This is a genomic window from Actinocorallia sp. API 0066, from assembly GCF_020991275.1.
Lineage (GTDB): Bacteria > Actinomycetota > Actinomycetes > Streptosporangiales > Streptosporangiaceae > Actinocorallia.
In genome coordinates, this window is record NZ_JAJLQY010000003.1 from 144491 (window position 1) to 157180 (window position 12690).

The 12690-nt window shown below is 71.9% G+C and carries 9 protein-coding genes; 1 reads left to right on the plus strand and 8 read right to left on the minus strand.

What is annotated here, in order from left to right:
- Nucleotides 1-43 precede the first annotated feature (43 nt).
- From LO762_RS08500 to LO762_RS08535, 8 genes are all read right to left on the minus strand, one after another.
- Entirely contained in the window at nt 44-952 is a 909-nt protein-coding gene (locus tag LO762_RS08500) for an ROK family protein (protein ID WP_230613812.1), read from the minus strand.
- Nucleotides 949-1998 carry a LacI family DNA-binding transcriptional regulator gene (locus tag LO762_RS08505; protein ID WP_230613813.1) on the minus strand — a complete coding sequence of 350 codons (1050 nt, stop codon included), beginning with the start codon at nt 1996-1998 and terminating at the stop codon, nt 949-951. Before LO762_RS08505 ends, LO762_RS08500 begins: the two co-directional genes overlap by 4 nt.
- Nucleotides 1995-2858 carry a carbohydrate ABC transporter permease gene (locus LO762_RS08510; RefSeq protein WP_230613814.1) on the minus strand — a complete coding sequence of 288 codons (864 nt, stop codon included), beginning with the start codon at nt 2856-2858 and terminating at the stop codon, nt 1995-1997. Before LO762_RS08510 ends, LO762_RS08505 begins: the two co-directional genes overlap by 4 nt.
- A complete protein-coding gene (locus LO762_RS08515) occupies nt 2855-3745 on the minus strand; it encodes a carbohydrate ABC transporter permease (protein ID WP_230613815.1) in 891 nt (296 codons plus the stop codon). Before LO762_RS08515 ends, LO762_RS08510 begins: the two co-directional genes overlap by 4 nt.
- 196 nt (nt 3746-3941) lie before the next feature.
- Nucleotides 3942-5246 carry an ABC transporter substrate-binding protein gene (locus LO762_RS08520; protein WP_230613816.1) on the minus strand — a complete coding sequence of 435 codons (1305 nt, stop codon included), beginning with the start codon at nt 5244-5246 and terminating at the stop codon, nt 3942-3944.
- A 323-nt stretch (nt 5247-5569) separates the two neighbouring features.
- Nucleotides 5570-8053, minus strand: a complete 2484-nt coding sequence (locus LO762_RS08525) for a glycoside hydrolase family 2 protein (RefSeq protein WP_230613817.1) — start codon at nt 8051-8053, stop codon at nt 5570-5572.
- A gap of 268 nt (nt 8054-8321) precedes the next feature.
- The gene (gene manA, locus LO762_RS08530; protein ID WP_230613818.1) at nt 8322-9410 is read right to left on the minus strand and encodes a mannose-6-phosphate isomerase, class I; all 1089 of its coding nucleotides are present in this window, start codon (nt 9408-9410) and stop codon (nt 8322-8324) included.
- Between the two features lie 96 nt (nt 9411-9506).
- Nucleotides 9507-11462 (minus strand): cellulase family glycosylhydrolase, encoded by a 1956-nt coding sequence (locus LO762_RS08535; protein WP_230613819.1) that lies wholly within the window; start codon nt 11460-11462, stop codon nt 9507-9509.
- Between the two features lie 195 nt (nt 11463-11657).
- On the opposite strand from LO762_RS08535, the gene LO762_RS08540 reads away from it, so the two are divergent.
- Nucleotides 11658-12674 (plus strand): LacI family DNA-binding transcriptional regulator, encoded by a 1017-nt coding sequence (locus LO762_RS08540; protein WP_230613820.1) that lies wholly within the window; start codon nt 11658-11660, stop codon nt 12672-12674.
- Nucleotides 12675-12690 lie beyond the last annotated feature (16 nt).

Below are 12690 nucleotides of genomic sequence, written 5' to 3' on the forward strand. Positions count from 1 at the left end.
GGGGACGGCTTGTTCACGCCGTGCGCCCGCGCGTGGTGGGTGGTCAGCTGGCTTGGGCGTGGCCGCAGCCCGCCGGGTCAGGGGCGTGGAGCAGGGCGGCCGCGCCGTAGAGGCCGGCGTCGCGGTGCAGGGTGGTCGCGGAGACCGTCAGGAGCCGCTGCCGTGAACGGTGGGCGAGCGCGGCGCGCAGCGGTGGGAGGAGCACGTCGGAGGCCGCCGCGACGCCCCCGCCCACCACGGTGTGGGTGAGGTCGAGCAGCGTGGCCGTCGTGCTGATCACGGACGCGAGCGCGGCGGCCGCCGTGGTGAAGGTCGCCTCGGCGACGGGGTCGCCGGCGCGCGCCGCCGACGCCAGGGCGCGCGCGTCCGGGTCGGGCGCGGCGGGGACCCAGCCGTCGCGCAGGGCACGGCGGACCATGTGCGGGCCGCTCGCGACGGTCTCCAGGCAGCCGGTCCCGCCGCACGGGCACCGGTCGCCGCGCGGGTCCACCACCACGTGCCCGAGGAATCCCGCGTTCCCCGAGCTGCCCAGGTAGGGCCTGCCGTCCAGGACCAGGCCCCCGCCGATCCCGGTCGAGACGACGACGCCCAGCAGCGTGTCGGTGTCCAGGCCGCCGCGCCACCACTCGCCGAGCGCCATGCACTGGGCGTCGCCCGCGAGCCGCACCGGCAGGCCCGGCAGGCGGCCCGCCACCTCGCCGACGAGGGCGAAGTCCCGCCACGCCGGGATGTTCACCGGGCTGACCGTGCCCCGCGCCAGGTCGATCGGGCCCGCGGACCCGATGCCGACGCCGCGCACCCCGCGCGTGCCGGTCGCGTCGATGAGGGCGTGCAGGGCCTCGGTCGGATCCCCGGTCAGCGGCATCTCGGTCCTGCGCCGCAGGGTGCCGTCGGCGTCGGCGAGGGCCGCGGCGAACTTCGTGCCGCCGATGTCGATCGCGAGCACCGTCATGAGCCGGTGCCTCCCTTCGTGCGTGCCCGCCCCCTCCGGGGCGGGGCGGTACTGTCCCGTACCCGCAGGCGCGGGGTCCCCGCCTCCAGGTGGGGCGCGGCTCCGGTGTCGATGAGGATCTCCAGGGTCCGGGCGGCGGCGACGCCGTACTCGTGGACGTCCCGCGACAGCGCGGTGAGCGGCGGGTATCCGATCTCGCAGAGCTGCGAGTCGTCGCCCGCCACCAGCGAGAGCCGTTCCGGCACCGCGACGCCGAGACGCCGGGCCACGGTCAGCCCCGCCACCGCCATGATGTCGTTGTCGTACAGGATCGCGGTCGGCCGCGCGGTCCCGGTCAGCAGCCGCTCCGTCGCGCGGGCGCCCGCCTCCCACGTGTAGTCGGTCTCGACCGCCACCGGTTCCGGCAGGCCGTGCCGGGTCGCGGCCGCCGTGAGCGCCGCGCCGCGCACCCGGGTGTGGTCGAGCCCGGCGGGCCCCGAGACCCGGCCGAGGCGGCGGTGGCCCTGGGCGACGAGATGGTCCACCGCCTCGTCGACGCCGCGCCCGTCGTCGCTCCACACCGCCGGGAACGGCCAGTTCGCGCGCGGCCTGCCGACGAGCACGGCGGGCACGCCCATGGCGGACACGGCCGCCAGGCGCGGGTCGTCGGTCCACAGGTCGGTGAGGATCACCCCGTCCACCCGGCGCTCCTCCCACCAGCCGCGCAGCGCCTCGACGGCGTCGCGCGGCCGGGGGACGACCTGGAGCAGCAGCGCCGACCCGCGGACGGACAGGGTCTTCTGGAGTCCGGCGATGAAGCGGGCGAAGAACGGTTCGACGCCGAGCGTGTCGGTCTCGCGGGCCAGGACGAGCCCGATCGCGTCCGCGCGGGACGCCGACAGCGCGCGGGCGGCGGCGCTCGGCCGCCACCCCATCTCGGCGGCCACCGCGAGGATGCGCGCCCGGGTCGCGGCCGACACGCCGGGGCGTCCGTTGAGCGCGTAGGACACCGCGCCCGTGGACACCCCGGCACGCGCGGCGATGTCGCTGATGGTCGGTCGCCTCACTTGCCCGAGCCCTTGGCCATGCCGTTGTAGATGAACCGCTGGAGCGTGAGGAACACGGCCAGGGTCGGGATGATCACCAGGATGGTGCCCGCGGCGATCGCCTCCCAGTGCGCCCCGAACGGCCCCTTGAACCGGAACAGCGCGGTGGACATCGTCCCCAGGTCGGGGTCGGGCATGTAGAGGAACGGGATGTAGAAGTCGTTGTAGACGGTGATGCCCTTGACGATCACCACGGTGGCGATGGCGGGCTTGAGCAGCGGCAGGATCACCCGCCAGTAGATGGTCAGGGTGGACGCGCCGTCGATGCGCGCCGCCTCGTCCACCGACTTGGGGATGCTCCGGATGAACTGGAGGAAGATGTAGATCGCGATGATGTCCGTGCCCATGTACAGCACGATCGGCGCGAGCCTGCTGTTGAACAGGCCCATCCCGTTGATCACCTGGAACGTGGTGACCTGGGTGGTGATGCTCGGCACCAGCGTGGCGAACAGGAAGAGTCCGACGACGAGGGGGCGCAGCCGGAACTCGAACCTGTCGATCGCGTAGGCGGCCATCGAGCCGATGAGCACCGAACCCGTCACCGAGACGACCAGGATGATCGTCGTGTTGAGCAGCGCGGTGAGGATCCGCCCGCGTTCGAACGCGATCCCGTAGTTCGCGAGGTTGAACCAGTTCTCCGGCAGCGCGAGGACCCCGCTTCTGGCGAGTTCCTCAGGGGTCTTCAGCGACGTGAACAGCACCACCACGAGCGGCATGATCACCACGACGCAGGCGGCGAGCAGCGACAGGTACACCAGGGTGCCGGAGGTCGGCGACATCCGCCGGGGCTTGGGCTCGGTGAGCCGGTGGGACGCGGTCATACGGTCTCGGTCCTCTCCTCCGGGAAAAGGCGGCGCTGCACCCAGGTGACGATCAGGATCAGGACGAGGAGCACCACGGCGGCGGCCGAGGCCAGGCCGGTCTTGTTGAACTGGAAGGCGAGCTTGACGGTCTGGATGACGAACGTCTCGCTGTTGCCCGCGCCGCCGGTCATGATGTACGGGATCTCGAAGACCGACAGGGACCCCGAGACGGCGAGGATCACGCTCAGCCCGATCAGGGGGCGCAGCAGCGGCAGGATGATGTGCCGGAACTGGTCCCAGCGGCTCGCGCCGTCGATCTCGGCGGCCTCGTACAGGTCGGGCGAGATCGACTGGATCCCGCCGAGGAACAGCACGAAGTTCAACCCGAGGTAGCGCCACACCGAGACCCCGGCCAGCGAGTAGTTGACCAGGTCGGGGTCGCCGAGCCACAACCGCCCCTCGACGCCGAAGAACGCGAGGAACGTGTCGAAGGTGCCGCCGGGCTGGAAGAAGTACAGGAAGACGAACCCGATGGCGACGCCGTTGATCAGGTACGGGAAGAACAGGACGCCCTTGAAGAAGTTGCGGAACCGCACGTTGAAGCTGAGGATCGTCGCGAAGTACAGCGCCAGGACGATCTGGACCACCGAGGCGCCCAGGTAGTAGAGGCTGGTCAGGAAGACCTTGAACAGCTGCGGCCGGGTCGCGATGTCCGTGTAGTTCGCCAGGCCCGTGAACGCGTAGTCCGGGCTGATCCCGTCCCAGTCGGTGAAGCTGTAGACGATCATGGTGGCGATCGGCACCATCGAGAAGGTGACGACGAACGCCAACGGAAGCAGGAGGAACATCCAGGGCGTCAGCGCCCTGGGCCAGCGCCTGCGGCGGCCGTGCCGCCCTGTCCTCACCGGCCGGCCTCCCCCCGGCCGACCGGGCTGACCGGTGCCCGTGGCCGCTGGGGGCGCCTTGGTGTGCGACGGTGACCACATGTCCCCGCCCTTTCCTGTCTCGTAGGAGGCGCCCGGCCCTCGGTGGGCTCGGGCGCTCGGTCAGGACCAGGGGCCCGCGGCGGCTGATGGGAGGGAGCCGCCGCGGGCCGACGCGTCAGCCGACGGTCTCCTGGCCGTCCTTCCACTTCTTGGACAGGTCGGCGAGGGCGTCCTTCAGGTCGCCCTTGGCCGCACCGCGGGCGATGTCGATGAGGTGCTGGCGGTAGTCGGGCGTGTTGACTCCCGTCTCAGCCGCCTTGTCGATGTCGTTGTACTGGTTGACCTTGCTCTGGTCGAGCTCGATCAGGGTGACCCCGGCGGCCTCGAACGGCTTGAGCGCGGGCGGGATCGGGGAGCCGATCAGCGGCGAGACGCCCTCGTTCAGGGCGGGGAAGTCGGACTTGTCGACCAGCCAGTCGATCCACGCGCGGGCCGCGTCCTTGTTCTGGGAGTGCGTGCTGATCGCGTAGCGGTAGTCGGGCGACAGCGTCGAGCAGGACTTGCCGTTGGACTGGTTCGGGAACGGCATGAAGCCGATCGTCTGCGGGTCGAGGCCCGCCGCCTCGGCCGCCGCCTGGATCTGCGGGACCGCCCAGGAGCCGAGGAACATCGCGCCGACCTTGCCCTTGGCGAGCAGGCCCTTGGACTCCTCCCAGTTCGTGGTGGTCGGGTCGGGCTCGGTCAGCTTCTGCGCGACGGCGTCGAACAGGAGGCCGTCGCCGACGGCGAAGTCCGCGCCGGGCGCCCACGGGTCGCCGGTCGTCAGGGCGGCCTGCGCGCCCGCGTCACAGCTCACCGCGCCGAGGACCTGGCTCCACTGGGTGATCGGCCAGGCGTCCTTGTAGTTCGTGTAGAGCGGGATCGCGTCGCCCTTGGCCTTGATCGCCTTGAGGTCGGAGAGGAACTCCTGGGGGCTGGTCGGCCAGTCGGTGGCGCCGGCCTGCCGCCACGCCGTCTGGTTGTAGACGAACCCCGAGGCGGCGGCGAACGAGACGATGCCGTAGGACTTGCCGTTCACGTCGGACGCCGAGGTGAACCGGTACTTCTTGGCCAGTTCGGCGGTGTCGCCGAGGGACGCGAAGAACTTGGGGTAGTCGCCGGTCGCGACCGCGTTCGGGACCAGGAGCACGTCACCGTAGTTGTCGGTGTTCATGCGGATCCTGACTTCGCCCTCGTAGTCGGTGAGGGCCTCGAACTTCACGTTGACGTTCGGGTACGCCTCCTTGAACTGGGCGGCGTACTTCTCCAGCGTGCCGTCCTCCTGGAGGTCGGTCCTGTTGGTCAGGACCGTGATGTCACCCGCGACCTTGGTGGGGTCGTCGGCGCTGTCGGCGGTGGACTCGGCGCCGCCGCCTCCGCCGCAGGCCGCCGTCAGCAGCGCCAGGCTGGCGAGCGACAGGGTGAGCGCTCGTCTGCGCATCCTCACCATCTCCCCTCTCAACGGGACGTTCCCGCCCCGCCCGTTTCGCGAGCGCACTTTAGCGCTTCAGTAGGCAGAACAGTGACACAAGCCACTGAACCAGTAAAGGGCATATGTCCACCACGAGACACAACCGTTACGGAGGCCAGTCCAGACATATCGGACTCAAGGCTGTGACCTGGTGGTTTGTAGCTACGAGCTGATCCATCATGCGTCAAACAGGTACCGAACCGGTTACTTAACGCCGGTGAGATCCGGCGCAAGCCGCCGTGCGTGGAGGGCCACACGACGGCGCACCGCGCCCGGGGGCGCGGCACCCGGCCTCAACGGCCGACGGCCACCCCGACGCCCGGCTGGACGGCGTTGACGGAGAAGAGCGCGGCCTCCACCGCCTCGACCGCGGGCGCCCCGGCGAGGCCCGACACGGTGATCGCGACGCTCTCGCCCGGGAGCAGCGTCACCAGCCCCCGGTCGGCCACGGCCTCCGGGCCGAGCCGGTCGGCCTGGAGCAGGAGGTCACGGGCCAGGCCCGCCGCGGTCACCACGACCACAAAGGAGCCGTCGGCGGCGTCGCCCACCTTGACGGTGAGGCCGGGATCGGGGAAGGCGAAATCGCGGTCCTCGCTGCCCAGCACGACGTCACGCAGCCCGTCGGCGTCCACCACGAGCAGCTCCCGCCGCGGCTCGCCGAACGCCCCGACGCCCGACGGCACGGGCAGCAGGGCCACCGTGCGCGGCGGCACGGCGAAAGCCACCCGTTCCGCCGCGAGCGTCCGCCCGTCCGCGCCGAGCCGCCGGACCAGGGCCGTGGCCGTCCACTCCGCGTCCGCCTGGTTGTCCACGGCCAGGACGGGCACGCCGTCCCGGCGCTGGAAGCTGACCAGCCGGTCGGCGTACAGCCGCCGCAGCTCGAAGTACAGCGGCTTGGGCCGCCCGCCGCCGTCGATCGCCGCCCACGAGGTGACCGGCCAGCAGTCGTTCAACTGCCACACGACGGTTCCCGCGCAGACCGGCCACAGCGACCGCCAGTGCGCGACCGCCGTGGCGACGGCGCGCGCCTGGTTGACCTGGGTCAGGTAGTGCCAGGCGTCGAACGTCTCCGGCGGCGCGAAGTGGTGGGCGAGGCCCCGGTCGAGCTTGCCGTTGCCGTCCTCGGCCTTCTGGTGGTGCAGCATGCCCGGCGACGCCGGGGCCAGCTCCTCGGTCGGCAGCCCCTCCCGGATCGTGGCGAGCGTCGCGGGGGCCTGCCAGCCGAACTCGGCGGCGAAGCGCGGTGTCTCGTTCAGGTAGTCGGTGTAGTCGCGCCGGTTCCACACCTCCCAGAAATGGGAGGTGCCGTGCGCGGGGTCGTTCGGGTGCCGGTCCCACGAGCCCGACCACGGGCTTCCCGCGGCGTACGGGCGGGTCGGGTCGAGTTCGGCGACGATCCGGGGCAGGACCCCCAGGTAGTAGCCCTCCCCCCAGCTCTCACCCGCCAGCGGCTCCGCCCAGTCCCAGTCGCGGAAGCCCCACAGGTTCTCGTTGTTGCCGTTCCACAGCACCAGGCTCGGATGCGGCGCCAGCCTGACGACGTTCTCCCTGGCCTCCGCCTCGACCTCGCCCCTGAGCGGCTGCTCTTCCGGGTAGGCGGCGCAGGCGAAGAGGAAGTCCTGCCAGACCATGAGGCCCAGCTCGTCACAGGCGTCGTAGAACGCCTCGTCCTCGTAGATCCCGCCGCCCCAGATCCGGACGAGGTTGATCCCCGCGTCGGCCGCCTGCTCGAGGCGGCGGCGGTAGCGTTCGGGCGTGACCCGGGCGGGCAGGGCGTCGTCCGGGATCCAGTTGACGCCCCGGGAGAACACCGGCCGTCCGTTGATCCGCAGGGTGAAGGCGGTTCCGTGCTCGTCCGGGGAGCGGTCGAGCTCGACGGTCCGGAAGCCGAGCGTGCGCGACCAGGTGTCGAGGACGCCGCCCGAGGAGTCGCCGAGCGTGATCTCGCAGGGGTAGAGGTTCTGGTCGCCCTGACCGGCGGGCCACCACAGCCGCGCGTCGGGGACCTCCGCGACCACCACGGTCTCCGCCGCGCCGGGCTCGACCCGCGCCTCCACCGTGCGGCCGGCGACCGTGAGCCGGGCGGTGAGGTCGGCGTCCCGGCCGGACGCGGTCCGTTCGACCGACACCCGGGCCTCGACCCTGCCCGTGCCGTCCACGACCGTCACCAGCGGACGGACCCGGGCGATCCGCGCGGTACTCCACGTCTCGATCCGGACCGGCCGCCACATCCCCGCCGTGACGAGGGTCGGGCCCCAGTCCCAGCCGAAGCCGCTCGCCATCTTCCTGATGTAGTTGAACGGCTCCGGATAGACGTTGGGGCGCTCCCCGACCAGGGCGCGCACCGCCTCCGCCTCGGTGTAGGCGGAGGTGAAGCGGACCGTCAGCTCGGCTCCCCCGGCGGCCAGGCCGGTCACGTCGAACCGGTAGGAGCGGTGCATGTTCCTGGTCGCGCCCACCACCGTGCCGTCGACGGCCACGGTGGCGACCGTGTCCAGGCCGTCGAAGACCAGTTCGGTCCGCTCGTGCCCGTCCGGGATCCCGGCCAGGACGGTGCGGTACTCCCAGTCGGCCCTGCCCACCCAGGCGACAGCGCGCTCGTTGTCGTCCACGTAGGGGTCGGGGATCAGTCCCGCGGCCAGCAGGTCGGCGTGCACACAGCCGGGAACCTCGGCGGGCAGCGGCCCGTCATGCCCCTGCGCCGGGCCCTGGGGGGCCTCCCCTCCGGCCCACCGGACGGTCCACCCCCGGTCCACCGGCGTCCACTGCTTGCTCAAGCGTTCCTCCTCGGGGAGGGGTGCGCGCGCCAGGTCGGAGACGGATGCCCCCGGCACCGTGGCCCGCGCACCGCGATCTCACGATTGACCGCCTCAAGCTATAGGCTTAACCGGTTCCTGTCCAGAGCGTGATCTACCGTGATCAAACACGCTTATCACTGGCTTAACACCCCCTCAGGAACGGCCGAAAGGGCCCCGCCGGAGGCGCGGCCCCCGGTACGGGGGGCTCCGGCGGGACCCGGTCAGGAGCGGGCCGGGGAAGCCGGGCTCAGCCGCCGTCGCCCGGGGACACCAGGAACACCACGCCGTGGCCGGTGATCGCGGGTGACGGTTCGTCGGCGCCGACGAAGAGTCCAGCGCCCGGGCCGAGCGCGGGTCCGGGTGACGGGAGGATCCGGCCCTCCACGCAGAGCGCGATGTGGGGGACGCCGGGCGCCAGGCTCCGGACACCGTCGAGTTCGAGGCGGCTCAGCCGGAAGTACGGACAGGGCGCCGGGTAGGAGCCGTCGGGGTCGGGACGCACCGGGGTCGGCGTGGCCGCCGGGTCGAGCACCCGCAGCAGCTCGGGGACGTCCACCGGCTTGCCGGTGAGGCCCGCCCGCACGACGTTGTCCGAACCCGCCATCACCTCGACGGCCAGGCCCGACAGGTAGCAGTGCAGGACGCCCGCGTCGAGGAACAGCGCCTCCCCCGGCGCCAGGTCGTGGCGGCGCAGGAAGAGCGGGGCGAGGCAGGCCGGATCGTCCGGGTACCTCGCCCGCAGCTCCCCGACCAGCCGGTAGTCGGGCCCGTCCAGGGACTCGGCGATGTCCAGCGCCTCCCGGAACGTCGTCGGCGCGTGCAGCAGGGCACGCAGCGCGGCGCGCTCCTCCCCCGCCCCCAGCAGCCGGGCCACGAGGCGGGCCGCCGGGGTGTCCAGCGCCCCGAACAGGGCGGCGCTCTCGGCCGCGGGCCGGAACCCGGCGAGCGCGGTGAACGGGGTCAGCGCGCAGACGAGTTCCGGCTTGGGCAGCGGGTCGCCGTAGACGCCCCGGCGGTGCCCCTCGACGGCCTGCCGCGCGCTCGGATGGACCTGGAGCGACAGCGGCGCGTCCACCGCGATGACCTTGAGCAGGTAGGGCAGCCGGGCGCCGAACCGCCGGGCGGTGTCCGGCCCGAGGACACGGGGCCCGGCGTCGGCGATGTGCTCGGCCAGGGTGCGCCCGCCGTCGGCGAGCACCGCCGACCCGGCGGGATGGTCACCCAGCCACAGCTCGGCCTCGGGCTCGGCGCTCGGCGTCGGAAGGCCGCGCAGGGCGGCGATTCCGGTGCGTGAGCCCCACGGGTAGTTCTTGATGATGCCGGTGAGCGGATGCACGTCGTCGTCCTTGCCGGGAGGGGCGGATCGGATGGTTCCGGGCGCGGGCGGCCTCCCTCCCTGGGCCTGCCCGCGCCCGGTGTCCCTAGGGGCGGATCACTCGGCGCGCACGGAGTCGAGGGTGAACGCGCCGGGGCTGAACCAGACGTAGAGTCCGCGGACGTCCGCGAGGTCCTCGGTGGTGCAGGACATCCCCGAGATCAGGTCGGCCTCGACGGTCGCGCTGACACCCGGCTCCTGGTGGCCCCAGGCGGACTGGCACCAGGAGTAGCCCTCACCGGTCTGGAGCGCGACGCTGGTCGAGGTGCTCTGCCCGACCGTGGTCAGGTCGAACTTGAGCGTGCCCTTGCCCGACAGGTCGATCGGCTCGGGGAAGGCCGCGCCGAACCAGCCGCCGCCGGTGGCGTCCACCGCGAGGGCGCCGTTCTGGGCCGACACGGCGCCGGCGCCGTCCTGCCAGTCGCCCGGCGCCCAGCCCTCGGTGCCCCCGTCGAAGGTGAACAGCTCGACCGGCGCGCCCGGGTCGGGCCTGACCACAACGGTGATCTTCGCCTTGTTCGTCAGGCGGGTGAGCAGGTCGCGGATGACGTAGGTGGCCTCGGCCCTGCCGGTGAACCCCGCCTTCGGCTGGAACGTGACCTTCCCGGCCTTGGCGGTGTAGGTGCCCGCGGCCGTCTTCAGGCTCTGCTGGATGCCGGACTTCGCCGGGTCGAGGTCCAGGCTGACGCGGAGGATGCCGCCGAGGTAGGCGATGTCGTTGGCGGCGACGTCCACCGTCACCGGGGTGTCGAACGTGGTGACGGCGGTGTCGTCGTCGGCCACCGGGGGCAGCAGCGCGGCGGGGACGCCCTTCAGCCGGGCCGTGGTGTTGCCGATCGTCGTGCACACCGGGCTCGGGCAGTAGACGGTGAACCCGTCGTAGTCCGGGTAGAGGGTGCCGTCGTCCAGGGTGCCCGCGAGCATCCAGTAGGTGACGCCGTCTCCCCCTTCGTTGACGAAGGTCTCCAGCCACTCCTGGTAGACGGGGTTGCGGACCGCCTTGTCCTGGAGGCCGAACTCACCGAGGATCGCGGGCTTGCCGATCCTGCGGGCGTCGCGGAGATGCCGCTTGATCCACTCCGTGCCCCAGGCGGCGCTCTTGCTCCAGTGGTCGGGGTAGAGGTGGAACGACATGACGTCGATCGCGGGCAGGCGGGTGAGCTTCAGGGTGTCCACGCCGTCCGAGCAGTCCCCGATCGGGTCGGTGCTGCCGGGGGTGCAGTAGAACCCCTCGTCCCCGGCGGAGACGAGCTGCTTCGGCGCGATCGACTTCACGTACCGGGACATCTCGTCAGCCCAGCCGGTGACGGTGTCCACGGTGCAGGAGGCGGACGTCGGGTAGTTGCCCGAGCCCTTGCAGCGCGGCTCGTTGGCCAGCTCCCAGGCCATCACCGTGGGGTCGTCCTTGTACTTGACGCCGGTGATGGTGTTGGTCCGGTTGAGCAGGTGGGAGATCCAGTCCTTGTACCAGCCGCGGATCCGCGCGTCGGTGTAGAAGTCGTCGTGGTGGGTGCCGCCCGCCCAGCGGACGTACTGGTCCATGCCCCCGAAGGCGCTCCAGTTGTTCGTGAACGGGATGATCAGCTTGATCCCGGCGGCACGGGCGCTCGCGAGCACCTGGTCGAGGTGGACCAGGCCGTCCGGTCCGTCGTTATAGGCGGGCGCGGCGCCGTCCCAGTACTGGAAGTAGACGCCGTCCTCCTTGTGGTGGATCGAGTTCGTGCCGTCCTCGTCGCCGATGTCGAGGAAGCCCCAGGTCCTGACCACGGTGAGGTCGGCGGCCTTGGCCCGCGCGAAGACGTCGGCGACCGCGGCCGGGCTCTTGTACATCAGGTAGTAGTTGTTGGTCCCGGCGAAGCGGAAGGGCTTGCCCTTCAGGGTGAGGTCGGCGCCCGAGGCGCGGACGAAGTCGGCGGAGGCTGCGGGTTTCGCCGTCGCGGGCGCGGCCGCCGGGACGGACGACAGGGCCGCTGCCGCCGCGAGCGCGGCGACGGCCAGACGGGATCTCTTCACGGGGTGTGCTCCCTGCGGGGGGTGGTCGGGATCGTGAATGCTTAACCGGTTATGTGAGGCACACCCTAAAGGCAGCACCGACCGCCGTCAACCGCCCGCACCACCGACTCCGCCGACCACGATCACCATCGTGAGGTAGTAAACTGACGGGAGATTTCCCTGTTCGTGCGGTAAACCGGTTCAGTCAGAGGTGTCGTGAGAAGGCCAACCATCGCGGACATCGCGCGGCGCGCGGGCGTGTCCAAGGTCGCCGTGTCCTATGCGCTCAACGACCGTCCCGGCGTCTCCGAGGAGACCCGCGCGATGATCAAGCGGATCGCCGCGGAGATCGGCTGGCAGCCGAACAGCGCGGCCCGCGCCCTCAACGGCGCGCGCGCCAGGTCGATCGGGCTCGCGGTGGCCAGGCCCGCCAGGACGCTCGCGGTGGAGCCGTTCTTCATGGAGCTGATCAGCGGGATCGAGAGCGAACTGTCCCCGCACTCCTTCGCGGTGATGCTCCAGGTCGTCGAGGACCACGCGCGGGAGACCGAGACCTACCGGCGCTGGTGGGGCGAACGCCGGGTGGACGGCGTCATCCTCGTCGACCTGCACGTCGCCGACCCCCGGATCGCGGAGCTTGAGGCGCTCGGCATGCCCGCCGTCGTCGTCGGGCATCCGAGCGAGGCGGGCACGCTGCCCCCGGTCTGGTCCGACGACGCCGTGTCCGTCCGGGAGACCGTCGCGTACCTGCACGCGCTCGGGCACCGCAGGCTCGCCCGGGTCGCGGGCATGCCCCAACTGCTGCACACCAGGCTGCGGGACAGGGCGTTCACCGAGGTCTGCGCGGAGCTGGGCGTGGACGGCGCGATCACCCACACCGACTACTCCGGCGAGGAGGGCGCCCGCGCCACCCGCACCGCCCTGATCTCACCCGCCCCGCCGACCGCGATCATCTACGACAACGACATCATGGCCGTCGCGGGTCTCGGCGTCGCCCAGGAGATGCGCCTCGACGTGCCCGGCGGCCTCTCCATCGTCGCCTGGGACGACTCGCCCTTCTCCCGCGCGGTCCGGCCCGCCCTCACCGCCCTCACCCGCGACATCCCCGCCTACGGCGCGCACGCCGCCCGCACCCTGCTGTCCGTCATCGACGGCCACACCACCCCGGGCTACCAGGACCAGCCGGCCCGCCTCACCCCCCGGGCCAGCACCGCCCCGCCCCGCACCCCCTGACCCGCGACCGACCCCC